At 55.6% G+C, this 22,929-nt stretch carries 25 protein-coding genes; 7 read left to right on the top strand and 18 right to left on the bottom strand.

Annotated features, from left to right (window positions below; translation table 11 throughout):
- Positions 1 to 60: 60 nt before the first annotated feature.
- Positions 61 to 381, top strand: coding sequence for a thioredoxin (gene trxA, locus FE840_RS04565; protein WP_138286835.1), 321 nt, complete (start codon positions 61 to 63; stop codon positions 379 to 381).
- Positions 382 to 429: 48 nt separating this feature from the next.
- Here trxA and FE840_RS04560 read toward each other — a convergent pair whose 3' ends face one another.
- The 8 genes from FE840_RS04560 to FE840_RS04525 form a co-directional block, all read right to left on the bottom strand.
- Positions 430 to 1,773 (bottom strand): bifunctional folylpolyglutamate synthase/dihydrofolate synthase, encoded by a 1,344-nt coding sequence (locus FE840_RS04560; protein WP_138286837.1) that lies wholly within the window; start codon positions 1,771 to 1,773, stop codon positions 430 to 432.
- A gap of 60 nt (positions 1,774 to 1,833) precedes the next feature.
- Positions 1,834 to 2,724, bottom strand: a complete 891-nt coding sequence (gene accD, locus FE840_RS04555) for an acetyl-CoA carboxylase, carboxyltransferase subunit beta (protein ID WP_138286839.1) — start codon at positions 2,722 to 2,724, stop codon at positions 1,834 to 1,836.
- Between the two features lie 38 nt (positions 2,725 to 2,762).
- Positions 2,763 to 3,602, bottom strand: a complete 840-nt coding sequence (gene trpA, locus FE840_RS04550) for a tryptophan synthase subunit alpha (RefSeq protein WP_138286840.1) — start codon at positions 3,600 to 3,602, stop codon at positions 2,763 to 2,765.
- Between the two features lie 2 nt (positions 3,603 to 3,604).
- Positions 3,605 to 4,825 (bottom strand): tryptophan synthase subunit beta, encoded by a 1,221-nt coding sequence (gene trpB, locus FE840_RS04545; RefSeq protein WP_138286842.1) that lies wholly within the window; start codon positions 4,823 to 4,825, stop codon positions 3,605 to 3,607.
- On the bottom strand, positions 4,822 to 5,496 hold the full coding sequence (locus FE840_RS04540) for a phosphoribosylanthranilate isomerase (protein ID WP_138286844.1): 675 nt from the start codon (positions 5,494 to 5,496) through the stop codon (positions 4,822 to 4,824). Before FE840_RS04540 ends, trpB begins: the two co-directional genes overlap by 4 nt.
- Positions 5,497 to 5,567: 71 nt before the next feature.
- Positions 5,568 to 6,326 carry a M48 family metallopeptidase gene (locus FE840_RS04535; protein WP_138287383.1) on the bottom strand — a complete coding sequence of 253 codons (759 nt, stop codon included), beginning with the start codon at positions 6,324 to 6,326 and terminating at the stop codon, positions 5,568 to 5,570.
- 94 nt (positions 6,327 to 6,420) lie between these two features.
- The gene (locus tag FE840_RS04530) at positions 6,421 to 6,855 is read right to left on the bottom strand and encodes a DUF2852 domain-containing protein (protein ID WP_138286846.1); all 435 of its coding nucleotides are present in this window, start codon (positions 6,853 to 6,855) and stop codon (positions 6,421 to 6,423) included.
- Positions 6,856 to 7,000: 145 nt separating this feature from the next.
- The gene (locus tag FE840_RS04525; protein WP_138286847.1) at positions 7,001 to 8,281 is read right to left on the bottom strand and encodes a polyhydroxyalkanoate depolymerase; all 1,281 of its coding nucleotides are present in this window, start codon (positions 8,279 to 8,281) and stop codon (positions 7,001 to 7,003) included.
- 272 nt (positions 8,282 to 8,553) lie between these two features.
- Here FE840_RS04525 and FE840_RS04520 point away from each other — a divergent pair, with 272 nt between their 5' ends.
- The gene (locus tag FE840_RS04520; RefSeq protein WP_138287384.1) at positions 8,554 to 9,144 is read left to right on the top strand and encodes a nitroreductase family protein; all 591 of its coding nucleotides are present in this window, start codon (positions 8,554 to 8,556) and stop codon (positions 9,142 to 9,144) included.
- A 130-nt stretch (positions 9,145 to 9,274) separates the two neighbouring features.
- Here FE840_RS04520 and gyrB read toward each other — a convergent pair whose 3' ends face one another.
- From gyrB to FE840_RS04495, 5 genes are all read right to left on the bottom strand, one after another.
- Positions 9,275 to 11,710 carry a DNA topoisomerase (ATP-hydrolyzing) subunit B gene (gene gyrB, locus FE840_RS04515; protein ID WP_138286849.1) on the bottom strand — a complete coding sequence of 812 codons (2,436 nt, stop codon included), beginning with the start codon at positions 11,708 to 11,710 and terminating at the stop codon, positions 9,275 to 9,277.
- Positions 11,711 to 11,850: 140 nt separating this feature from the next.
- Positions 11,851 to 12,219, bottom strand: a complete 369-nt coding sequence (locus FE840_RS04510; RefSeq protein ID WP_138286851.1) for a helix-turn-helix domain-containing protein — start codon at positions 12,217 to 12,219, stop codon at positions 11,851 to 11,853.
- On the bottom strand, positions 12,216 to 12,779 hold the full coding sequence (locus FE840_RS04505) for a Smr/MutS family protein (RefSeq protein WP_138286853.1): 564 nt from the start codon (positions 12,777 to 12,779) through the stop codon (positions 12,216 to 12,218). Before FE840_RS04505 ends, FE840_RS04510 begins: the two co-directional genes overlap by 4 nt.
- A complete protein-coding gene (gene mltA / locus FE840_RS04500; protein ID WP_138286855.1) occupies positions 12,779 to 13,894 on the bottom strand; it encodes a murein transglycosylase A in 1,116 nt (371 codons plus the stop codon). The genes FE840_RS04505 and mltA overlap by 1 nt, the downstream gene beginning before the upstream one ends.
- The gene (locus FE840_RS04495; protein ID WP_138286857.1) at positions 13,891 to 14,589 is read right to left on the bottom strand and encodes a Tim44/TimA family putative adaptor protein; all 699 of its coding nucleotides are present in this window, start codon (positions 14,587 to 14,589) and stop codon (positions 13,891 to 13,893) included. The genes mltA and FE840_RS04495 overlap by 4 nt, the downstream gene beginning before the upstream one ends.
- A 152-nt stretch (positions 14,590 to 14,741) precedes the next feature.
- Here FE840_RS04495 and FE840_RS04490 point away from each other — a divergent pair, with 152 nt between their 5' ends.
- Together FE840_RS04490 and secB are read left to right on the top strand one after the other, a co-directional pair.
- Positions 14,742 to 15,227: an FxsA family protein gene (locus tag FE840_RS04490; protein WP_138286858.1), complete on the top strand. Its 486-nt coding sequence runs from the start codon at positions 14,742 to 14,744 to the stop codon at positions 15,225 to 15,227.
- A 91-nt stretch (positions 15,228 to 15,318) separates the two neighbouring features.
- A complete protein-coding gene (secB, locus tag FE840_RS04485; protein ID WP_138286860.1) occupies positions 15,319 to 15,795 on the top strand; it encodes a protein-export chaperone SecB in 477 nt (158 codons plus the stop codon).
- 70 nt (positions 15,796 to 15,865) lie between these two features.
- On the opposite strand, the gene dnaQ is transcribed toward secB, so the two are convergent.
- Genes dnaQ through FE840_RS04460 form a run of 5 tightly spaced genes read right to left on the bottom strand, consistent with a single transcriptional unit; the run spans position 15,866 to position 19,465 of the window.
- A complete protein-coding gene (dnaQ, locus tag FE840_RS04480) occupies positions 15,866 to 16,567 on the bottom strand; it encodes a DNA polymerase III subunit epsilon (protein ID WP_138286862.1) in 702 nt (233 codons plus the stop codon).
- Positions 16,560 to 17,165, bottom strand: coding sequence for a dephospho-CoA kinase (gene coaE / locus FE840_RS04475; RefSeq protein WP_138286864.1), 606 nt, complete (start codon positions 17,163 to 17,165; stop codon positions 16,560 to 16,562). Before coaE ends, dnaQ begins: the two co-directional genes overlap by 8 nt.
- Entirely contained in the window at positions 17,162 to 18,022 is an 861-nt protein-coding gene (locus tag FE840_RS04470; protein WP_138286866.1) for a shikimate dehydrogenase, read from the bottom strand. Before FE840_RS04470 ends, coaE begins: the two co-directional genes overlap by 4 nt.
- Positions 18,015 to 18,632 (bottom strand): Maf family protein, encoded by a 618-nt coding sequence (locus FE840_RS04465; protein ID WP_138286868.1) that lies wholly within the window; start codon positions 18,630 to 18,632, stop codon positions 18,015 to 18,017. Before FE840_RS04465 ends, FE840_RS04470 begins: the two co-directional genes overlap by 8 nt.
- An 8-nt stretch (positions 18,633 to 18,640) precedes the next feature.
- A complete protein-coding gene (locus tag FE840_RS04460; protein WP_138286870.1) occupies positions 18,641 to 19,465 on the bottom strand; it encodes a pyruvate, water dikinase regulatory protein in 825 nt (274 codons plus the stop codon).
- A 405-nt stretch (positions 19,466 to 19,870) separates the two neighbouring features.
- On the opposite strand from FE840_RS04460, the gene hemE reads away from it, so the two are divergent.
- From hemE to rho, 3 genes are all read left to right on the top strand, one after another.
- Complete coding sequence (hemE, locus tag FE840_RS04455; RefSeq protein ID WP_138286871.1) at positions 19,871 to 20,902, top strand: uroporphyrinogen decarboxylase; 1,032 nt, start codon at positions 19,871 to 19,873, stop codon at positions 20,900 to 20,902.
- 2 nt (positions 20,903 to 20,904) lie between these two features.
- Positions 20,905 to 21,441: a protoporphyrinogen oxidase HemJ gene (gene hemJ, locus FE840_RS04450; protein WP_138286873.1), complete on the top strand. Its 537-nt coding sequence runs from the start codon at positions 20,905 to 20,907 to the stop codon at positions 21,439 to 21,441.
- Positions 21,442 to 21,628: 187 nt separating this feature from the next.
- Entirely contained in the window at positions 21,629 to 22,894 is a 1,266-nt protein-coding gene (gene rho, locus FE840_RS04445) for a transcription termination factor Rho (RefSeq protein WP_138286875.1), read from the top strand.
- Positions 22,895 to 22,929: the final 35 nt, after the last annotated feature.

Below are 22,929 nucleotides of genomic sequence, written 5' to 3'. Positions count from 1 at the left end.
GAAAATGCCCGCCCGGCACCACACATATATCTGGAATTCAATATCTGTAAGGAGAGCCCAATGGCTACCGTGAAAGTCGACAAGTCCAATTTCGAAGCAGAAGTGCTGAAGGCCGGTGAGCCGGTTGTCGTTGATTTCTGGGCAGAATGGTGTGGCCCCTGCAAGATGATTGCGCCAGCCCTCGAAGAGATTTCCAATGAACTGGCGGGCAAGGTGAAGATTGCCAAGCTGAACATTGATGAAAACCCGGAACTGGCTGCTCAGTTCGGTGTTCGCTCTATCCCGACACTGGCTGTCTTCAAGGGCGGTGAGGTTGCCGATATCAAGGTTGGTGCCGCACCGAAGACTGCGCTGTCGAGCTGGATAGCAGGCGCAGCCTGATCTCTTTTGACTTCTGAAGTCGATGAAAGCCCGGTTCGCCGGGCTTTTTCATGTCGGGATCGTCCCGTTTTGAGCGAGCACATTGCCCGCAAGATAGAGCGATCCCCCGAACATGATCCGGGGGGCGACTGCATCTTCCGCATAGGTTTCCGCGATGGAGCGCAATGCTTCGCTCAAAGACCCCGCAGGTCGCGCCGTCAATCCGGCGTCCGACGCAGACAGGGCCAGGGCCACCGGGTCCAGACCAACATCCGAACCCTCGATCGGCACCGTATAGACGTCCTGAGCGATCCCCGAGAATGCGCGAAAATATCCAAGCGGATCCTTGGTATTGATCATGCCGATAATCAGATGAAGCGGTCGTGACTGTCTTTCCTCCATCGCCGCCATGGCTTCGGCTATCACTTCTCCGGCACCCGGATTATGGCCGCCATCGAGCCAGATTTCTGCGCCCTTCGGCGCGATTGAAACAAGATTTCCATGTGCCAAACGCTGAAGGCGGCCGGGCCACTCGACATTCAACATAGCCTGCTCGGCGATTGAGTCAGTCACCGTGAAGCCTGCAGCCTTCACGGCGCGGATTGCCGTTGCTGCATTGCCCAATTGATGGCGACCGGGAAGCCGGGGAAGAGGAAGATCCATCAGACCCGTCTCGTCCTGATAGATCAGTCTGCCGAATTCCTCATAGGCGAGGAAATCCTGTCCGAAGACGGTGACCGGGCAATTCAGCCGTTCGGCCGTGGATACAAGAACTTCGCGTGCACTGTCGAATTCCTGATGGCCGATGACTACCGGGGCTGCCCGCTTCATGATCCCAGCTTTTTCGGCGGCGATCAGTTCGACCCGATCACCCAGATAGGCCTGATGATCAAGGGAAATGGGCTGGATCACGCAGACGGCTGGGCGATCAATCACGTTTGTTGCGTCAAATCGGCCACCCAACCCCACTTCGAGGATCACTGCGTCGGCGGGGGCTTCCGAAAACAGGAGGAAGGTGACGGCTGTCAGGATCTCGAAAACCGTGATCATTCCTCCGCCATTGGCCGCTGCAACACGCCGCAATGCATCAGCGAATCTCTCGTCATCAACCAGCTGGCTCGGTCCTCCGCGGACGCCTATGCGGTAGCGTTCATGCCAACGGACGAGATGGGGTGACGTGTGCACATGAACGGCAAGGCCCTGGGCCTCGAGAAGAGCACGGCAGAACGCTGTGGCCGAGCCCTTGCCGTTGGTGCCGGCGATATGGACCACCGGCGGAAGCCTGTCCTGCGGGTTGCCGAGTACTTCCAGAAGGTGCCTGATCCTGTCCAATGACAGATCAAACCCTTTCGGATGCAGCCCCATCAGCTTGTCGATTTCAGCTTCAGCCAAACTGGCGGTTGGGGCTATCATCCTGATCATTCCAATAGCGGGCCGATAGAGGGCGCAACAGCGCCCAATCAATCAGGCGGACTACTTTTCCGGAGCAGCGAGGGTTATTCCGGTGTCGTTGGCCGGGGCCTTGGTCAGGATTTTCAGAACCCTCGCAAGAGTAGTCGGAATTTCATGGCGCGATACCACCATGTCAATCATACCATGCTCAAGAAGATATTCCGACGTCTGGAAACCCTCGGGCAGCTTTTCGCGGATCGTTTGCTCGATGACGCGCTTGCCTGCAAAGCAAATCTCAGCACCGGGTTCAGCAATGTGAAGATCACCGAGCATTGCATAAGATGCAGTGACGCCGCCCGTCGTCGGGTTTGTCAGCACGACGATATACGGGAGTCCCGCCTCCTTCAGCATGTCGACAACCACTGTGGTGCGCGGCAACTGCATGAGCGACAGAATACCCTCCTGCATACGCGCCCCGCCAGAGGCCGGGAACATGACCACAGGGCATTTTTCCTTCAGCGCGCGTTCGAACGCCTTAACGATCGCTTCGCCTGCGGCAATGCCGAGCGAACCACCCATGAAATTGAACTCGTGAACAATGGCTACGAGTTTCATACCTTGCAGGGTACCAACGCCGGCGACGATCGTATCCTCCTGATCGGTCTTGGTCCGGCTGTCGCGAAGTCGGTCGATGTACTTCTTGGAGTCGCGGAACTTCAGCGGATCCTGGGCCACCTTTGGCTGGACCAAAGCTTCATACTGGCCACCATCGAACAGGTCAGCAAGACGCGCCTTTGCCGGCATCTTCATGTGATAGCCGGAGGCCGGGATTACCCACTTGTTTTCTTCGAGATCCTTGTGAAAGACCATCTCGCCCGTTTCCGGGCACTTGATCCAGAGGTTATCTGGAACATCACGTCGGCCCAGCATGGAATTGATGCGCGGGCGCACATAACTTGTAATCCAGTTCATGTGGCTTACTCCTGACTGATACAGCCCATATGGTTGGTTTACTCGGCCGCCGCAAGGCGTGCGCTACGGACGCCACTGGCAAGACCACGTACCAGCGTTGCTACCGCCTGTACGGTATCGCCGGTCGCCTGGCCATCAGCCGTAAGGTTGTTGGCAACCTGATTGACAATCGCCGTACCGACGACAACGCCGTCAGCATGCGCCCCGATAAGCCGCGCGTGTTCGGCGGTCTTCACGCCGAAGCCAACGCAGATCGGCAGGTCGGTATGGGACTTTATACGCTCTACGGCACCGGCCACACGGCTCGGGTCTGGCAGTGAAGACCCTGTGATGCCATTCATCGACACGTAATAGACAAAGCCCGAAGTGTTCTGCAGAACCTTTGGCATTCTCTTATCGTCTGTCGTCGGGGTCGCCAGCCGAATGAAATTGATGTCGCGGCGGCGGGCCGGAATGCAAAGCTCGTCATCCATTTCCGGAGGCAGGTCAACGACGATCAGACCGTCGATACCAGCCTCCAGTGCCGCATCAAGGAAAGCTTCAACGCCGAATATATAGATCGGGTTATAGTAACCCATCATGACGATCGGTGTGTCCTTGTCCTCTTCACGAAAGGCACGAGCCAATTCCAGCGTCTTTTTGAGGGTCTGGCCGGCTTTCAGGGCCCGCTGCCCAGCCATCTGAATCGCCGGACCGTCGGCCATCGGATCAGAAAAGGGCATGCCGAGTTCAATCACATCCGCGCCGGCAGCCGGCAGCGACTTCATGATTGCAAGCGATGTTTCGTAATCTGGGTCACCACCCATGAAGTAAGTCACGAGGGCCGGACGGCCCTCTGCCTTCAGGTCGGCGAAACGCTTGTCCATACGCGCAGTCATGATCAGAGCCCCATTCCCAGGATCTTGCCAACGGTGAAGATGTCCTTGTCGCCTCGGCCACAGAGGTTCATCACGATGATCTGGTCCTTGCCCATCGTCGGCGCCCGCTTGATGACTTCAGCCAAGGCATGAGAAGGCTCTAGCGCCGGGATAATGCCTTCGGTACGCGTCAGCAGCTGGAATGCAGCGAGCGCTTCATCATCCTTGATAGGCACATATTCGACGCGGCCCATATCCTTCAGCCAGGAGTGCTCGGGACCGATGCCGGGATAATCAAGTCCCGCGGAAATCGAGTGGCCTTCCTTGATCTGACCGTCCTTGTCCTGCAGCAAATAGGTGCGGTTGCCATGGAGCACGCCGGGCGAGCCTGCGGTCAGCGAAGCGCAATGTTCCTCGCCTTCGAGGCCCTTACCACCAGCCTCGACGCCAACGATGCGAACGCCGGCATCATCAAGGAAGGGATGGAAAAGGCCGATGGCATTTGAGCCACCACCGACAGCGGCAACCAGCATATCTGGCAACCTGCCCTCGACGGCAAGCATTTGTTCCCGGGTCTCGCGTCCAATGACGGACTGGAATTCGCGAACCATCTCCGGATAGGGATGCGGACCGGCTGCGGTACCGATCATGTAATAGGTGTCGTCGACATTGGTGACCCAGTCACGAAGTGCCTCATTCATGGCATCCTTCAGCGTGCCGTGGCCAGAGGTCACAGGCTTCACCTCTGCACCGAGGAGCTTCATGCGGAACACGTTCGGCGCCTGACGCTCGACATCGGTTGCGCCCATGTAGACAACACAGGGAATACCGAAACGGGCGGCGACCGTTGCGGAGGCAACACCGTGCTGACCGGCACCGGTCTCAGCAATGATACGGGTCTTGCCCATGCGTTTGGCGAGCAGGATCTGACCGAGGCAGTTGTTGATCTTGTGCGAACCCGTATGGTTCAGCTCATCGCGCTTAAAATAGATCTTTGCGCCACCGAGCTCTTCGGTCAGCCGTTCGGCGAAATAGAGCGGGCTGGGGCGTCCTGTATAGTGAGCGTTCAGATGCGCCAGTTCCGCCTGGAATTCCGGATCCGTCTTGGCCGCTTCCCATTTTTCCTGCAGGTCGAGGATCAACGGCATCAGCGTTTCGGCGACAAAGCGTCCGCCAAAGATACCGAAGCGACCGTCTTCGTCCGGCCCTTCACGGAAGGAATTGGGTTTGGGTGACTGGTTCACTTGGTACTCCCTGAAACCGGTTCGGCCATCGACGCCCTGTCGACTGCCGCGAAAAACTCATCCATCTTTTTCAGATTCTTGACGCCCGGCGCACTCTCCACACCAGACGAAACGTCGATGCCCCGAGCACCGGTCTCCCGCAGGGCCTCTTCAAGATTATCCGAGTTCAGGCCACCCGAAAGCATGTAATCCACACTTTCGTCAAGAGATCGGAGCAGCCGCCAGTCGAACGAGACGCCATTACCGCCAGGCAGATCAGATCCTGCCGGCGCCTTTGCGTCGAACAGGAAACGATCTGCAATTCCGATATAGGGCTCGATACGCCGAAGATCATCCGCTTCCCGAATAGAAAATGCCTTCATAACGGGAAGACCGGTCACAGCCTTGATGGTCAACACGCGTTCCGGACTTTCACCGCCATGGAATTGCAAGATATCCGGACGCGAGAGAGCAATGATCTCGTCGAGATCATCATTGTCAGCATTGACGGTCACGGCAACGATCTTGGTCCTGCCGCGAACGCGATCAGCCAGTCGCCCTGCAAGGTCGGGCTCTATGTTACGCGGGCTCTTGGGGAAGAAGATGAAGCCTATGTGGGTTGCTCCCAGAGAAACGGCATGATCAACCGCTTCCTCTGTCTTCAATCCGCAAATTTTGATGTCAGGTCTCATGCAAGCGGAGTCGCACGAAACAAGATGAGAGTCGAGCCCAATTGCGACAGTGGCCGAATGGTCGCAAGTACTCAACCGAAGTCCAGGGCGTGAAGCGCTGAGCCATGACGCTTCAGCCAGGCTTTTGCCTCCTGCATCTCTGGGCAGAGCTCTTCGCAGAGCGCCCAGAAAACTGGCCCATGGTTCATTTCCTTCAGATGTGCCACCTCATGGGCGGCCAGATAATCAATGACAACCGGCGGCGCCATGACGATACGCCAGGAAAAACTCAAGCGTCCGTCCCAAGAACAGGAGCCCCAGCGGCTGCGCGTATCCTTCAGCGTCAGACTCTTGATCGGTTTTCCAATCCGGCGGGCGTGACCATGGGCGAGCATCTCAAGGTCTCTGCGTGCTTCCTTTTTGAGAAAATCCGCCACTCTTCTCGGCAGATGTTCTTCCAATCCGCTGACGCTCAGGACGAAACCCATCTCGCTGTCGAGGGACTGGGTTAGACCTCGCAGCTGGCCGCTATGAACGATGCGGTGGCTGACACCGCGCAAAGGGATGGTACCCCCATCCTCGATCGTGCCAGCATTTGCATGGCGGGCGAGCCGTGCGTTCAGCCAACCTGTGTGGCGAAGGAGGAATTCATCAATCTCTTTCTCGCGCACAGCGGGAGGAACTGTCATCTTCAGCGCACGCCCGCCTGGCTCTATCCGCAAAGTAATTCGCGTTGCGCGCCGGTTTCGCCTGATGGTGAGTGGCATTTCGCGACCATGGACCACGATTTGCCGCTCTGAAACGGGCTCGGTTTTCCTGGCTTTCGAGGTCGGTCTGAGGAGCGAGAACATGTGGCGTTTGTAGCTGATTCGTTCGTTCCGGCAGGACAGAAAAAAGCCGGCATCAATGACGCCGGCTCGGGTGATGCGGATTTGGTCCGGATTATCAAACGCCAGACTGGCCCATAGAAGAAGACCCCTCATCGGCGGACTTCATCTGGCTGCGTTGGCGCATGAAGCGGTCAAACTCATCCTGATCCTTGGCGCGGCGCAGTTCACGCGAATAGGCGTCAAACTCTGCACGCATCTCATCGAGCTTGCGACGCTCCTCATCGAGCCGTTCAAGCTCTGCCTTGCGCCAATCATCAAAGGCGACATTGCCCGTCGACGTAGCATACGCGCCGTAGCGCGCGGACTTGCAACGGCTCAACACGTCGTCCGCCTTCAGATTGGCCTCACGCTTGAAGTTTTGGAATTTCTCGCCAAACAGAATGTAGGCGAGCATCGCCAGACCCAGCGGCCAGAAGACCACAAAGCCCAGCACCATCAATGCGACGGTCGCCGGTGTCCAATCCGGTCGAAGCAGTGCTGACTGGTTCATCATCGATTACCCTCGGTTGTTCGGCGGCGGTATGCCGTCCGATGATTTCGATGTGGTAAGTGACGAAACGCTGTTCAAGAAAAAAGCGGACCCAAATGATGAAGCATTTGAATCCGCTGGCTTAAATCGATGTGATTGGCGTCAGTCAGCCAATTTTTCCGCCTTTGATCACGCGCTTCACCGGACTGCGTTGGGCACCCTTCGAATGCTCTTTCGCAAACGCGACGATGCGCGGCGCTATCTCGCGTCGGAAACGGGAGCCATTGAAGACACCATAATGGCCGACATCGGGCTGCACATAATGCATCCGCTTGTCTTCCGGGATGTTGGTGCAGATCGTCTGTGCAGCCTGTGTCTGACCGACTCCTGAGATATCATCATTTTCCCCCTCCACCGTCAGGAGCGCGACATTGCGGATCGCTGTCGTGTCCACACGCTTGTTTCGGTGCATCATCTCGCCCTTTGGCAAGGCATGTTTGATGAATACGGTATCGACGGTCTGGAGGTAGAACTCGGCAGTCAAATCCATGACTGCAAGATACTCGTCATAGAAGTCGCGGTGCTTCTCTGCGGAGTCACCGTCATTCTTCACGAGGTGCATGTAGAAGTCTTTCTGCGCGATCATATGGCGGTCGAGGTTCATCGACATGAAGCCGGACAGCTGGAGGAAACCGGGATAGACTTCGCGCATGAAGCCTGGTTGCGGCCATGGTACACGCATGATGACGTTATCGCGGAACCACTCGATGGGCTTATCCTGGGCCAGCTGGTTCACGGCGGTAGGGTTGATTCTGGTGTCAATCGGCCCACCCATCAGGGTCATCGTTGACGGTGCGCAACGATCTCCTTCGGCTTCCATGACCGCAACCGCGGCCAGAACTGGAACGGATGGCTGACACACCGCAACGACGTTGGTGTCAGGTCCGAGGTGATTGAGCATCTCGATCACGTAATCGATGTAATCATCAAGATCGAAGCGACCATCCGTGACAGGAACCATGCGGGCGTCGATCCAGTCTGTAATGTAGACATCAGCACTCTGAATCAGAGCTTCGACGGTTCCACGCAAAAGCGTCGCATAGTGGCCGGACATCGGCGCCACGATCAATATTCGAGGGCCGGGTTCAACACCAACAGGTAAACTCCGCTTGAAACGGATGAGATTGCAAAATGGCTTCTTCCAGACAATTTCCTCTTCGACCGAAACCGTGTGATCGGCAACCTTTGTTCGCGGAAGATCGAACTGAGGCTTTCCATAACGTCTCGTCGCGCGCTCGAAGACCTCGAGACTCGCGGCAATGTTTCGGCCAATGATGGTCTGGGACAGCGGATTGAGGGGGTTCTGATACGCAAGACGCATGGCATCGGCCGTTGCCCGGAACGGTGCCATCATCGCGTGATTCATTTCGTAGAGTTGATAGAACATCCTGCTTGCCTTCCAATCTCTGTCTTCGTCAGACCGACTTTAACCTATCAGACTTTTCGCAATGCAAAAGGACTGTTTCTGGTCAAGGGTCTACACCTATTGCCTAGTAAGATGCCCCATACTGATTAATGTTCCATCTGCACCCCTGCCAGGCTGTGCAGTCAGTTAACGCTCTGTCAAAGTGGCCGCTGCTTGTACTGCTGCAGGATGCGGGGCTACTCATAGCCCGGTTTACCAAAAAGAGCTTTCGCCAAACCTACGAAAGGTGCTGCATGACCACCCGCAATTCGCGCGAGTCTGAATACGATATCCATCCGGTTTTTCTGGAGCGCTGGTCTCCCCGTGCGTTCGATGGCAAGCCGATGCCAAGAGAGCATCTCCTGACTATTCTGGATGCGGCCCGCTGGGCACCATCGGCCTTCAATTACCAGCCCTGGCGATTTGTCTACGGGCTCAGAGGTAGCAAGCCGTTCGACCGCCTCTTCACCATTCTCAATGAATTCAATCAGGGTTGGGCCAAGAATGCATCGGCGCTGATCATTGTCCTATCCGATACGCTGAGCCGCCCGGCTGATGGGGGCGCCCCACGTCCTCTACGCTCTCACAGTTTCGATACCGGCGCTGCTTGGGGAATGCTGTCTCTTCAAGCGGTCCATTCCGGCTATTATGCGCATGGCATGACCGGGATCGACTTTGATAAGGCAGCCGAAGTCCTAAAAGTGCCAGAGGGTTTCCATGTGGAGGCAGCAATCGCCATAGGGAAGCTAGGCGACAAAAACCAGTTACCGGACGGTTTGCGCGAGAGGGAAAGTCCAAACGGGCGCAAGACGCTCTCTGAAATCGCCTTCGAGGGAAGCTTCTAAGAGGTTAACGAACCTCCTGTTTCACGTGAATCAGATTAACCATGATTCACGTGAAACCTTTGGACAAAAAAGAGCCGCACACATGGCGCAGCTCCTTTACACAGACCAGAGCCCTTGCCGGCTCAAGACATCAGATATCCAGATTCGCAACGCTTAGCGCGTTGTCCTGAATGAACTCCCGTCGCGGTTCGACCTCATCACCCATCAGGCGCGAGAACAGACCGTCTGCATCGGTCGCGTCGTTGACTTTCACCTGCAGCAGAGAGCGGACATTGGGGTCCAGCGTCGTCTCCCACAACTGTTCCGCGTTCATTTCACCCAAGCCCTTATAGCGCTGCATGGAGAGACCCTTGCGCCCAGCTGAGAAGATCTGGTCGAGCAAGAACCTCGGACCTGAAATCTCCATCTTTCCATCCTTGCGCGAAAGAACCGGCGGTTCAGCATAGACCTCGCGCAAGCGGGCGTTCATCTGGTCGATGTGGCGGGCATCTGCAGATCCGATCAATGCGACATCAATCAATGCAACTTCCTTGACGCCGCGAACCATACGCTCGAAACGCAGCCCACCTTCGTCCGTCACTTGACCGCTCCAGCCCCGCTCGGTTTCTTCTGCGATCAGGTCGAGGCGGCGAGCGACCTGGGCCGCCGTTTCTTCTGCCCGGGCCCTGTTTTCGGTCAGCTCAGGATTAAGCGCTCCGGCGATCGCCGCCTGTTCGACAACGCTGCGATTGTAGCGTGAATGAAGACCATCAATCAGTGACCGCAGACGCAGAGCATCACTGATCACGTCCCGCAGGTCCGGTCCGGCGCGGACCTCACCATTGCCGAGTGTCAGGGTCGCTTCTTCAAGACCCATCGAAATCAGATAGTCCTCAAGCGCCTTCTCATCCTTGAGATACTGAACGGACTTGCCACGGGCTACCTTATAGAGAGGTGGCTGGGCGATGTAGAGATGGCCACGTTCGATCAATTCCGGCATCTGACGAAAGAAGAAGGTCAGAAGCAGGGTTCTGATATGAGCGCCATCCACGTCAGCATCGGTCATGATGATGATCTTGTGGTAGCGCAACTTGTCGGCATTGAACTCGTCCTTGCCAATCGAGGTGCCAAGCGCGGTAATCAATGTCCCGATTTCCTGGCTCGACAACATCTTGTCGAAACGGGCACGTTCCACGTTCAGGATCTTGCCCCGAAGCGGCAGGATCGCCTGATTTTCGCGCGAGCGACCCTGCTTTGCAGAACCACCTGCGGAGTCACCCTCAACGAGGAAAAGCTCTGACTTAGCCGGGTCACGTTCCGAGCAGTCAGCGAGCTTGCCTGGCAGAGATGCAATATCGAGCGCACCCTTTCGGCGCGTCAGTTCACGCGCCTTGCGCGCTGCCTCGCGTGCGACAGCTGCTTCAACGACTTTTCCCACAAGGATCTTGGCTTCCGTCGGATGTTCCTCAAACCAGGTGCTGAGTGCTTCGTTTACCAGACTCTCGACGACCGGACGCACTTCTGACGATACGAGCTTGTCCTTCGTCTGAGACGAGAACTTCGGGTCAGGTACTTTGACCGAAAGGACAGCGGTCAGGCCTTCGCGGCAGTCTTCGCCCTGAAGCGTGACCTTTTCCTTCTTCGTGATGCCCGAGCTATCGGCGTAGGAGGTGACCTGGCGCGTCAGCGCGCCACGAAAACCCGCCATATGGGTGCCGCCATCTCGCTGAGGAATGTTGTTGGTGAAGCATAGGACATTCTCGTGATAGCTGTCATTCCACCACATGGCCACTTCGACCGTGATACCATCCTTTTCGCCGCGGATCGCGACCGGCTTCTCGACCAGCGGCTTCTTCGAGCGATCCAGATACCGAACAAAGGCTTCAAGTCCGCCCTCATAGAGCATTTCCTCCTGACGAATATCCGGCTTGCGCTTATCTGTCAGCAGGATCCGGACGCCGGAATTCAGGAAGGCGAGCTCACGCAAGCGATGCTCCAGCGTTCCGTAGTCGAACTCGGTCTTTGTGAAAGTTTGGCTGCTGGGCAGGAATGTGACTTCGGTGCCAGAGCGACCTTCATATTCACCAATGACGCGGAGAGGTGCGTCAGCAACGCCATGCGTGAAATTGATCTCATGGAGCTTGCCGCCGCGGCGGATCTTCAGCTGAAGCTTGACCGAAAGAGCGTTGACGACAGAGACGCCAACGCCGTGCAGACCGCCCGAGACCTTGTAGGAGTTCTGGTCGAACTTGCCGCCCGCATGTAGCTGGGTCATGATGACCTCAGCTGCGGAGATCCCCTCGCCTGAGTGAATGTCCGTCGGAATACCGCGGCCATTGTCGGTCACCGTTACCGAGCCATCGGCATTCAACGTGACAGTCACAATATCAGCATGACCAGCCAAAGCTTCATCGATGGCATTGTCCACCACTTCGTAGACCATGTGGTGAAGACCCGAGCCATCGTCCGTATCGCCGATATACATGCCGGGGCGCTTGCGGACCGCATCAAGTCCCTTCAGGACCTTGATCGAGTCAGCACCGTATTCGACCGGCTCAGCATTTTCCATAATCGGCGTATCCGTCATTCAGTTGTCTTTCCAGAAATTCTCACAGGGTCTGCCCCCGTCGAATCAGCAGCATCAAATGGCTTGAGTATAGGAGGTTTCGCTTGAGTTCCAAAGACGAGAGCGAGGTTTACCGTGGATATACAGGCGATAAAGGCCCGTCACCCGCGCTTTTCGGCAGCGTCCAGAACAGCCTGCAAGCTCTTTATCACGTCCGGCGGCAGCTGGCGAATCTTCGCAGCAAGTTCATTGGCAAACCTGTTGTATTCCAAGGGTAAGCCTATCGTGTCGAGAACAGGGCGCGGGTCAGACGCACGTGCCGTCGCAAAGAGTTCTTCTGCCTCATCCCAGATAATATTGAAGTAGCCTGCGACACGTTGCAGGAAATCGAAGTTTGGCAATCCCCGCTTTCCGTGTTCGAGGGCTGAGAGGTAAGCAGCCGATACTCCGATGGCGCTTGCCATCTCCTTCTGGGTTACGCCCTTGCGTTCCCTTAATTCACGAAGCGCCTTGCCGAAGGGTGTTGTCATCGCCGGTCGGCACCCGGGGCCTTGCGTGACAATCGGACATAAAGGGCTCCCTCTCCGCCATGCTGGCGGGCCGCCGTTTCGTAGGACGAGATCAATAAACGAAATTCCGGCAGGGAGAACCAGAGCGGCACCGCTCTCTTCAAGGCTCCTTCGCTGCCCAGAGAGCTTCCCTTGCCGGTGATGACCAAAACATGGCGGAGACCACGTTCATGGGCACGCATCAGGAAATCGAGCAGGAGACCATGAGCCTCGCTCTGGATCATGCCGTGCAGATCAATTCTAGCCTCAAGGGCAAGATGTCCCCGCGACAACTTGCGTTTGACAGGCTTCTCCAGCGGATGATGCATACCAGCATTCTTCCGGGATTGTGGCGGCTGCGCTGGGGCCGTCATTTGAATGTCAGCTGGTTCTGGAACTGCACGCGTCCCTTCTGTCTGTTCTTGGAACTGCTGTTCGAATTCCAAGAGGTCCTCAAGGCGTCCCGGTAGCGGGCGCGTCGTGCGCGCAACCTTTCCCCAAAGGATCCTATCTTCACTGCTGACCTTTGATCCGCCGGACATCAGCCAAACCTCGCTGCAGCCTTGTTCGGGATCAGTATATAGAAATTGGCCCTGTTGCGAACCGCTCCTGCCATCTCACCAGCTCTGAAACCGGAGCCCGTGAAGATGTCACCTCGAGCGGGGCCGACAATCGCCGAGCCGGTATCGAGTGCCAGCATTAGCCTTGCAAAGGGTCGACCCGCGTCAAGTCGTGTCAGTTCCGGTGCATGGATAAAGAAAGGAAAGCCGAAGGTATGAATAAGGCGATCCACTGCAAGCGATCGGCCAGCGACCAGCGGAACCTTGGCTGCCGCGATCGGTCCTCGCCTTTCATCAGAAACTGCCGCTTCCTTGAAGAAGATATAGGATCGATTGTGCCAAAGGATTTCATCCTGTCTCTCGGGATGCTCCTCAAGCCACAGCCGGATCGACTGCATGGAAATGTCTTCTTCAGCAATCTCGCCGAGATCAATCAGATACCGCCCTATACCGGAAAACGGGTGGCCGGCTTTTCCATCGTAAGTGATGCGACGTAAGGATCCATCGGGAAATCGGAGTCGCGCAGCCCCTTGAACATGGGCAAAAAAGACGTCCACTCGTGAATTCGCCCAAGCGATCTCTAAGCCCCGGCCATCCAGGAATCCCTGATCGATCGCCTTTCTGTCGGGGTAAGGCATTACGCCCTGGTCAGTCTTCCGGCCAAAAACGTAAGAATAGTCCCAGCCCTGAGGCCTGTTCGCACCCGATATGTCAACCAAGTCATCGGGGCGTCGGTAGAACGGGTATAAAAAACCATCACCAGGTTTGGCGGCAACGGTAACTTCGGGTTCATAGAACGCCGTCACAAAACCAGAGCCACCGTCCGGCAAAAGGATCTCGAACGGCTTGCACTCTTGTTCAAACAATCGACGAACGGCATCCGGCGTTCTTTCGATCCCTTTCAGAGCCCTCAACAGAGGAACCAAATCCTCTGACGTCAGTCCAAGACTGCCAGACCGGTGCGGTTTCACATCCTCGATGTACCGAAGACAATCCGCCATCACGTCCAGGAGGTCACTAGGATCATCTTTCTGCCAGCCGGGAAGTTCATTGAATGAGGTCGGCTTCAGTCGGAAATCGGCCGAGGGCGCACTCATTGTTCCGCTTCAGTCGCAACCAGCTTCCAGTTTGGATCGCGCGAACGAACATCGCGCGCAAAGGTCCACAGGTCGTTGACTTCTGAGACTGCATCCGCATCCCCATCCACCAATGCGCCATTCTTGTCATAGGTGGCCGTGATGAGCTGCGATATAACCCGAAGAGTTACCTGCTCTTCATTGTCCTTGACTGATGCATGGATGATATCCGCCTTCTCAATCCCGACAAATGTGGATTTCATCACTTCGCCACGCGCTTCCCGGTCGACGATGGCATTCTCGAAGCCTTCGAACACTTCGCGAGAAAGAAGACCCTTCAGCGTCTTGCGATCACCATCGGCATAAGCCATGACAATCATCTCATAGGCCATGCGGGCGCCGGCAAGGAATTCCTTCGGATTGAAGCTCGGATCATGGGATACCAGCTCACGCAGCGAAGCATTCAGCGCCGTATCCGGTTTGGCATAGGCATCCACGGCAGCGAAGCGATCCTCGGAAGTCGGATCATCCCGTCTGGGTAAGGTTACAACCTTGCCGTCGTCAGCGGACGCGTCACGGGGCAGCTGGCGCTTGCTGAAAGGATCAACAGGCGGCTTTTCATGACCTGTCCGTCTGCCCAGAACACTGCGCAGCTGCAGGAATATAAGCACTGCTGCCACCAGGAAAAACAGCGTTACGAAGTCATTCGATCCCATTGAATACCGCCGGCCCTTGATTGAATGTGAGTTCTTGTTTTCCCATATAGTCTCGATAACGCAATCATTCAAATAGCCATCGGGCGAAGTTTAGACAGTGCCCCTATCTGCAATGCGATCAATTTCGCGGCACCAAACTCCGGAGAAGTCTTATGCGTTTGCCACTGGTGCTGTTTCTCTTGGCACCGCTCATTGAGCTTGGAAGCCTTATCTGGGTCGGTCAGTTCATCGGCGTTCTGGCGACGCTAGGATTGATCGTGCTTTCAGGGGGGCTTGGTGTCGTGCTGCTGCGCAGTCAGGGTCTAGCGATCTTGAAACGGCTGCAAAGCGAGACCAGTCGCGGCCTTGATCCGGGCCGCGAAATCATCCATGCAGCGTTGATCGTTGTTGCTGCAATCCTGCTGATCATTCCCGGCTTTGTCAGTGATCTGCTCGGAATCCTGATGTTCCTGCCACCGATCCGGGACATCGCGTGGCGTTATGTTAAGCCCAGGATTGTTGTTCAAAATGCAAGCTTCTCGCAGCGCTATCAGCAACGATCACCGCCAGATAATGTCGTAGACCTTGACGCAGATGAATATAGTCACGACCCGAATCCGGACACTCCCTGGCGAAGCCCCCAGATCGGCAAAGACTGAGCCATGCCTTTTCCCAAACTGCGTCAGGGTTGTAAGGCTCTTGCCTAGATGTTAGATGGCCAAAGCACTTCAAGCTTCGAGGAAAAGCCCAATGGCCGATAACACACAGGGAACTGGTAGCCCTTCGCTTAACATTCTTGCCCAGTACATCAAGGATCTTTCTTTTGAAAACCCGGGCGCTCCACGGTCTCTGCAGGCGCGTGAAAAGGCTCCGGCGATCAACATCAATGTCAACGTCAATGCCAATCCGCTGACGGAAACCGATTTCGATGTTGTGCTGTCCTTGAGCGCCGAGGCCAAGGAAGGTGACAAGGCCCTGTTTGCTGCTGAGCTTGTCTATGGTGGCGTTTTCCGCATCACAGGCTTCCCGCAAGAACATATGCTTCCGGTTCTGTTCATCGAGTGCCCGCGCCTGCTTTTCCCGTTTGCGCGACAGATCATTGCCGACGCAACGCGTAACGGTGGCTTCCCGCCGCTCATGATTGATCCGATCGATTTCGCTCAGATGTTTGCTCAGCGCGTTGCTGAAGAGCAGGCGCGCAACAAGGTTCAGGCTGTCCCGAACTGAGTTTGCCGCATTCTGGCACTGCTGCAAAAAGCCCAGCACCGTCTGGGCTTTTTCTTTTTGGGCAATGCTCTCAGTGTCGGTAGCGTGACCAAATTGCCTTGGCCCCCAGCTTTGCAACGAGCGAGGCATGCCCTTCCTGTTCTTTAGCAGACAGTCTCGGCGCTAGTGGTTTTGGCCGTGAGTAGCTGAGAGTAATTTCTTCCTCCCCAGACTGGCTGTCACTTTGGCGCTGCTGTACCTGGGTCAATCCCAAGACTGCCTGACGGCCTCCCAGCATCTCAATATAGACTTCCGCAAGGAGTTCGGAATCGAGGAGCGCCCCGTGTTTGGTACGGTGGGAATTGTCGATCCCGTAGCGACGGCATAAGGCATCAAGGGAGTTCGGCCCCATTGGATGCTTTCGACGTGCCATCGAGAGCGTATCAACGACCATGTCGGAGGGTACAGGCGGCAAGCCCAGCCGTTCGAATTCGGCATTAATAAAACCCATATCGAATGTTGCGTTATGAGCAACCCACTTCGCACCCTCAAAGAAAGCCTGCATCTCCTCAACGATTTCAGCAAAGAGCGGCTTGTCCCGTAGGAACTCATCGGTGATGCCGTGGACCGACAGGGCGTCCGGATGAACCTTGCGATCTCCTGGATTGATGTAGACATGAAAACTTCTACCGGTCGGGAAATGGTTCAGCAGCTCGATGCCGCCGATTTCAATCACTCGGTCCGCCTTGGTTTCCAATCCTGTCGTTTCCGTATCGAAGACAATCTCACGCATCGTTCCCGTCCGCTTTCTGTTCACGCAATTGGCTTAGGAGATCCCTCACCTGCTGCCGCGCCACATCTATTCCTTGACTGGTGTCGATCACGAAATCCGCCCGTTCGCGCTTCTCGCTGTCTGGTGTCTGACGAGCCAGGATCATCTCGAACTTTTCCGGCGTCATGCCGGGGCGAGCCAGTACTCTCTGTCTCTGCAAGTCGGGACCACATGAAACCACGACTACGTAATCCACTCGGTCAAAGGCTCCGGTTTCGAATAGCAGCGGTATGTCGAGCACGACAAGATCAGCACCTGCAACATCGGCGTCCAGCAGGAAATCCTCCTCACGTTCGCGCACCAAAGGATGAACGATCGCTTCAAGCTCAGCAAACTTAGCCGGATTCTGGCGCAGAATGACGCTCAGTTTCTCCCGGTTGACTTTGCCGTCGACGATCGCATCCGGAAACAGAGGTGTGAGTGGCAAGACCGCCTTTCCCGCATAAAGCTCATGCACGACACGGTCAGCGTCATTGACCGGCACACCTTCCTCAGCAAAGAGACCAGCCGTTGTCGACTTGCCCATGCCAATCGATCCTGTCAGGCCGATGATCTTCATGGATGCGCCTGCAAGTCTTCAATCACAAGGGTCCTGAGTTCGGCGGTCACCTTGGGTCTCACACCAAACCATTTTTCAAAACCAGGGACAGCCTGGTGAAGCAGCATCCCGAGACCGTCAACACTTCGGAGACCCTGTTTGCGCGCCTGTTCAAGGATAGGAGTGATTAGGGGAACATAGACAATATCGGTCACAATGGCGTCCGGGCGCATTCGGTCAAAGGGAAGAGCTGGTACCTCTTGACCGTCCATTCCCAGGGATGTCGTGTTTACGAAAAGGCCGGCGCCCGACATAACTTCTCCAAGCGCTTCCATCGGGTGGGCATGGATTGTCATGCCGAAGCGTTCTGCCAATTCCTGAGCACGCTCGAATGTGCGGTTCAGAATGTGGATCTCCTTGATTCCGCGATTGCGCAAGGCTTGCAGAATGGAACGACAAGCACCTCCTGCTCCAAGCACCACAGCCCGATCAATAGCATCCCAGCCAGGCGCTTCATGATCCAGATTGGTGACAAAACCATAGCCATCCGTATTGGTCGCAAAGAGACGTCCATCTTCGCGCCACAAGGTATTGGCCGCGCCAAGCTCACTCGCAAGGTCGTCTGGACTGTCTGCGAGAGAGAAGGCGTTTTCCTTGTGCGGTATGGTCACATTACCGCCACAGTAGCCTGAGCGACCTGTCTTCAGGTCGGTTATGAAATCCGCAAAATCTGCTGGGGCCACCGCCACTTTTTCGTACTGGCCATCCAGACCATGTTGTTTCAACCAGTAGCCATGGATCAGGGGTGAGCGCGAATGCTTGATCGGATGGCCAACGACGAACGCTTTCCGGTCTATTGTTTCACGTGAATCATGCATGGTTAACATCCAGTTTACGGAGCTGCTCCAGAAGAGGCAGAAGAGGCAGTCCTAGGACTGTGAAATAGTCACCCTTGATTTCAGTGAAGAGCTGAACGCCTTCGCCTTCCAATTGATAGCACCCCACACTGGACAAAATAGCTGGCAGATTGCGCTCCAAATAGCCTTCGAGAAACTCACCGGAAAACGTGCGAACCTTCATCTCCGCAATCGACACATGGTCCCAGAGAACCTTGCCCTTGAGCGCGATTGCAACGCCACTGTTTAAGTGGTGGGTCCTACCTCTAAGCGCCATTAAGGTCGCTCGAGCAGAGGTCGCATTGTTAGCCTTGTGAAAGATCGTGCTGCCAAGTGACAGGGTCTGGTCACACCCAATCACGAATGCATTCCGATTTCGCGCGCTGACATCCAGCGCCTTTTCGCGTGCCAATGTTTGTGCCAGGAAAACCGGATCAGGAGGATCTGATGATAACCCCGCCTCGATGGATCGCTCATCAACCTGCGGCTTCTCAATCGAAAAGCTGAGCCCCGCGCTGGACAGAAGGGCGCTGCGCACAGCACTGCCGGAAGCAAGGATCAAAGAGTGCTCGCCCAAATGCCAATCTCCCATGCGTGAACCTATTGTCTGACCTTCGAACGCAATGCCAGGATCGCGGCTGCCGTCTCCTCGATGGATCGCCGCGTGACATCGATGATCGGCCAATTGTTGCGCGCACAGAGCGCGCGTGCGTATTTCAGTTCCTCCGTTATCGAGGCACGGTCAATGTAGTCACGGCTGTCATAACCGCTGGTTTGACCCAATACCCTGTTTTCCCGAACCTGCGAGATCCGATCCGAGGTAGCAATCAAACCAACAATCAGAGGCCGTGTTGCGCGCAAAAGCGCCGCGGGAACTGGCACCCCTGGAACGATCGGCAAATTAGCGGTCTTTATCCCTCGGTTCGCCAGATAGATGCTCGTGGGTGTCTTCGAAGTCCGGCTGATCCCGACAATCACAACATCCGCCTTGTCATAATCATCGGGAGCTTGCCCGTCATCATGTTCCATCGTGAAGTTCAAAGCTTCGATCCGCTCGAAGTATTCGGCATTCAAGACATATTGCGCGCCAACCCGACGGCTGGATGGGCTGCCAAGATATGACTGAAACTTCTCCATGACAGGAGCCAGGACATTGACACAGGGTACGCCGACGTCCCGACAACTGGTCTCTATCAACGCCCCAAGCTCCGCATCGACAATGGTATAAAGAACAATACCCGGTTTGCTATCAACAGCCTCCATTACAGCCTTGATCTGCTTTTTGCTTCGGATCAGCGGATAAACATGTTCGATCGGGTGGGCGTGCCGGAACTGCGCAGACGCGGCCCTGCCCGCTGAAATGAGAGTCTCGCCCGTTGAGTCAGAAATCAGGTGAAGATGGAAGAAGTTTTTCTTGTTCTCCACGTTCTTCAAGGCCCGCTGTTGATAACCTGGGAGAGCTAGAGGTATCGGTGACGCAGGGCAAAAGGCAAGAGGAAAACACCTCGTTTATCCCCAGCCCTTCAACCGGGCCGCTTCTTTTCGCGGTGCCTGTTGGTTCTGTGGACAACGGAATCAAGTAGAGAGTGATCCAGAGCTTATCCACAAATAGCCGGCGCCTCACAACGTAAATCAACACTCTGTATTTGCTTGGAAATTCGCCCTATTGTCCACAGTCACCACATGAAGGCCCTCTCATTGTAGGCGTTGTCATGCGTGTTTGGGGACCGATGATCCGATTGTGGGTAGCGATTAATCCTTGATAGTCCCAGACTCTTAGAAATAGAACAAGATTCAATATCTCTTTTCTTTATTGGAAGGGTTGGCCCCTTGAGTGCTGAAAACCGGAAAGTCCTGAAAGTGCTGAATGGCGAGGTTGTGACGCCACCACCAATCTGGTTGATGCGGCAGGCTGGTCGCTATCTTCCGGAGTATCGAGCGACACGAGCAAAGGCTGGAAGTTTCCTGGATCTGTGTTACTCGCCCGAACATGCGACAGAGGTGACCCTGCAACCGATCCGCAGATATGGCTTTGATGCTGCTATTCTGTTCTCAGATATTCTGGTTATTCCGGATGCCTTGCAACGAAACGTCACCTTCACGGAAGGGCATGGCCCTCAGATGGATCCGATTGATGAGGCGGGCATTGCTCGTCTTTCATCGAATGGCGTAATTGAACATCTGAAGCCGGTTTTCGAGACAGTCGCCAAACTGCGCAACGAACTTCCGCCGGAAACGACCCTTCTTGGATTTTGCGGAGCTCCCTGGACAGTCGCCACCTACATGATCGCTGGTCACGGCACTCCGGATCAGGCCCCTGCACGATTGTTTGCCTATCGCCATCCCCAGATCTTCGCGCAGCTGCTAGACTTTCTTGCCGATGTTTCTGCTGACTATCTTGTGGAGCAGATCGATGCCGGAGCTGACGCCGTGCAGATATTTGATTCCTGGGCTGGCGTTCTCGGCGAAGAGGAGTTTGAAAGGTTCTGCGTAAAGCCCGTCGCCCGGATCATCGAGAAAGTTCGTTTGCGGCGGCCTGCTGCCAAGGTGATCGCTTTTGCCAAAGGTGCTGGTGTCCTGCTGAAGGATTATGCTCGGAAAACAGACGCGAATGCGATTGGCCTCGACTGGGCAGTTCCTTTGTCCTTTGCCGCTAACCTGCAGAAGGAGAGCCCAGTCCAGGGTAATCTGGACCCGATGCGTGTGGTAGCCGGCGGCAGATCACTGGACGAAGGTATTGACCGGATTCTTGACGTTCTGGCCAAGGGACCGCTGATCTTCAATCTCGGTCACGGCATCACGCCGCAGGCCGATCCGGATAATGTGACGCGGCTTGTCAATCGCGTGCGGGGTATCAACTAGTCATGGCAGGGCAGATCGCAGCAAGTGAGGGGCGAAAGGCGGCCCGGAAGGCGGCATCTGCTTTGGTCTTCTTTGGTGCAATCGCGTTGGCAATCATGATCTTTGGTGAGGCGGAGGCTTATCCCTGGATCAAGGCATTGCATGTGATTGCCGTTATTTCGTGGATGGCGGGTATGCTCTACCTTCCGCGGCTGTTCATCTACCACTGTGATGCACCAGTGGGTTCTGATCAGGCTAAGACTTTCGCGGTAATGGAAAGTCGACTGATGGGCGTGATCATGACACCGGCGATGGTGGTGTCCTGGATCCTGGGGCTGTATCTCGCTTGGACAGTCTATGGCTTCATGGGTGGATGGCTTCATGCAAAGCTCGCCGCTGTGTTTCTCTTGAGCGGCGTGCATGGATATTTTGCCCGTGCAGTGAAAGAATTCGGCGCTGGGCGTTACGTTAAGAACCCGCGTTATTGGCGCATGGTCAACGAAATCCCGACCGTGCTGATGATCCTTGCGGTGGTGTTTGTGATCGTCAAGCCATTCTGAACAACTGGCGAGTTCACGCATTATTTTTGAGAAGCTGGGGTTTTCGCTTGCGGTCGATTCGCTGAATCGCTATTTTCCGGCCATCTCATCTTCTGGCTTGCGTATATTCTGTCAGTTGCGTCCGGCGCGATCGAACTGAATCTTCCCAGCTCGCCTTCCCCATACAATCGGAAACGTGGTCCCCTTCATGGCAGAAATGAAGCTACAAGAACTCAAGAGCAAATCGCCAACAGACCTGCTGACTTTTGCAGAGTCGCTGGAGGTCGAAAACGCCAGCACCATGCGGAAGCAGGAGCTGATGTTTGCGATCCTGAAGATGCTGGCGAGCCAGGATGTGGAAATCATTGGCGAAGGCGTCGTTGAAGTTCTCCAGGATGGTTTTGGTTTTCTGCGTTCAGCAAATGCAAACTATCTGCCCGGTCCAGACGATATCTATATCTCGCCTTCTCAGATCCGGCGCTTCTCGCTCAAGACCGGTGACACGGTCGAGGGTCCTATCCGCGGTCCGAAGGAAGGCGAACGCTACTTCGCGCTTCTGAAGGTCAACACGATCAATTTTGAAGATCCCGAAAAGATCCGCCACAAGGTTCATTTCGACAATCTGACCCCGCTTTATCCAAATGAGCGGTTCAAGATGGAGCTCGATGTTCCCACATCCAAGGACCTGTCAGCGCGCGTCATCGATCTGGTGGCACCCCTCGGTAAGGGTCAGCGTGGTTTGATCGTGGCGCCGCCGCGTACCGGCAAAACCGTCCTTCTGCAGAATATTGCTCATTCGATTACGGCCAACCATCCGGAGTGTTATCTGATCGTTCTTCTGATCGACGAGCGTCCAGAGGAAGTGACGGACATGCAGCGTTCGGTTCGGGGCGAAGTTGTCTCCTCGACCTTTGACGAACCGGCCGTGCGTCACGTTCAAGTTGCCGAGATGGTTATTGAGAAGGCGAAACGCCTTGTCGAGCACGGTCGCGATGTGGTGATCTTGCTTGATTCCATCACGCGTCTGGGGCGTGCCTACAACACCGTTGTGCCGTCATCGGGCAAGGTGCTTACTGGTGGTGTTGACGCCAATGCGCTGCAGCGCCCCAAGCGCTTCTTTGGTGCGGCCCGCAACATCGAAGAGGGTGGTTCGCTGACGATCATCGCTACGGCGCTGATCGATACCGGCAGCCGCATGGATGAGGTCATCTTTGAAGAGTTCAAGGGTACCGGTAACTCGGAAATCGTACTGGATCGAAAGGTTGCCGATAAGCGCATCTTCCCGTCGATGGATATTCTGAAGTCCGGCACGCGTAAGGAAGATCTCCTCGTTCCGCGCCAGGATCTGCAAAAGATCTTCGTCTTGCGTCGCATTCTCGCCCCGATGGGGACAACTGACGCAATCGAGTTCTTGATCGACAAGTTGAAGCAGACGAAGAACAACGGCGATTTCTTCGATTCCATGAACACCTGATCGATCTTGATAAGCGTCTCTTATACCCAGATAGT

Source organism: Peteryoungia desertarenae (assembly GCF_005860795.2).
Taxonomy (GTDB): domain Bacteria; phylum Pseudomonadota; class Alphaproteobacteria; order Rhizobiales; family Rhizobiaceae; genus Allorhizobium; species Allorhizobium desertarenae.
This window is presented reverse-complemented; position numbering and strand designations above follow the sequence as displayed.

Excerpts from the sequence above, each read along its gene's own strand:
- mltA (WP_138286855.1), bottom strand. The coding sequence starts at position 13,894 with ATGAGTGCGCCCTCGGCCGATTTCCGACTGAAGCCGACCTCATTCAAT.
- FE840_RS04465 (WP_138286868.1), bottom strand. The coding sequence starts at position 18,632 with ATGGGAGATTGGCATTTGGGCGAGCACTCTTTGATCCTTGCTTCCGGC.
- FE840_RS04560 (WP_138286837.1), bottom strand. The coding sequence starts at position 1,773 with ATGATAGCCCCAACCGCCAGTTTGGCTGAAGCTGAAATCGACAAGCTG.
- FE840_RS04540 (WP_138286844.1), bottom strand. The coding sequence starts at position 5,496 with ATGAGACCTGACATCAAAATTTGCGGATTGAAGACAGAGGAAGCGGTT.
- FE840_RS04530 (WP_138286846.1), bottom strand. The coding sequence starts at position 6,855 with ATGAACCAGTCAGCACTGCTTCGACCGGATTGGACACCGGCGACCGTC.
- hemJ (WP_138286873.1), top strand. The coding sequence starts at position 20,905 with ATGGCAGGGCAGATCGCAGCAAGTGAGGGGCGAAAGGCGGCCCGGAAG.
- rho (WP_138286875.1), top strand. The coding sequence starts at position 21,629 with ATGGCAGAAATGAAGCTACAAGAACTCAAGAGCAAATCGCCAACAGAC.
- trxA (WP_138286835.1), top strand. The coding sequence starts at position 61 with ATGGCTACCGTGAAAGTCGACAAGTCCAATTTCGAAGCAGAAGTGCTG.
- coaE (WP_138286864.1), bottom strand. The coding sequence starts at position 17,165 with ATGAAGATCATCGGCCTGACAGGATCGATTGGCATGGGCAAGTCGACA.
- FE840_RS04470 (WP_138286866.1), bottom strand. The coding sequence starts at position 18,022 with ATGCATGATTCACGTGAAACAATAGACCGGAAAGCGTTCGTCGTTGGC.
- FE840_RS04505 (WP_138286853.1), bottom strand. The coding sequence starts at position 12,779 with ATGTCCGGCGGATCAAAGGTCAGCAGTGAAGATAGGATCCTTTGGGGA.
- trpA (WP_138286840.1), bottom strand. The coding sequence starts at position 3,602 with ATGACTGCGCGTATGGACAAGCGTTTCGCCGACCTGAAGGCAGAGGGC.
- FE840_RS04535 (WP_138287383.1), bottom strand. The coding sequence starts at position 6,326 with ATGTTCTCGCTCCTCAGACCGACCTCGAAAGCCAGGAAAACCGAGCCC.
- FE840_RS04520 (WP_138287384.1), top strand. The coding sequence starts at position 8,554 with ATGACCACCCGCAATTCGCGCGAGTCTGAATACGATATCCATCCGGTT.
- gyrB (WP_138286849.1), bottom strand. The coding sequence starts at position 11,710 with ATGACGGATACGCCGATTATGGAAAATGCTGAGCCGGTCGAATACGGT.
- dnaQ (WP_138286862.1), bottom strand. The coding sequence starts at position 16,567 with ATGCGTGAGATTGTCTTCGATACGGAAACGACAGGATTGGAAACCAAG.
- FE840_RS04525 (WP_138286847.1), bottom strand. The coding sequence starts at position 8,281 with ATGTTCTATCAACTCTACGAAATGAATCACGCGATGATGGCACCGTTC.
- FE840_RS04495 (WP_138286857.1), bottom strand. The coding sequence starts at position 14,589 with ATGGGATCGAATGACTTCGTAACGCTGTTTTTCCTGGTGGCAGCAGTG.
- FE840_RS04490 (WP_138286858.1), top strand. The coding sequence starts at position 14,742 with ATGCGTTTGCCACTGGTGCTGTTTCTCTTGGCACCGCTCATTGAGCTT.
- FE840_RS04510 (WP_138286851.1), bottom strand. The coding sequence starts at position 12,219 with ATGACAACACCCTTCGGCAAGGCGCTTCGTGAATTAAGGGAACGCAAG.
- secB (WP_138286860.1), top strand. The coding sequence starts at position 15,319 with ATGGCCGATAACACACAGGGAACTGGTAGCCCTTCGCTTAACATTCTT.
- accD (WP_138286839.1), bottom strand. The coding sequence starts at position 2,724 with ATGAACTGGATTACAAGTTATGTGCGCCCGCGCATCAATTCCATGCTG.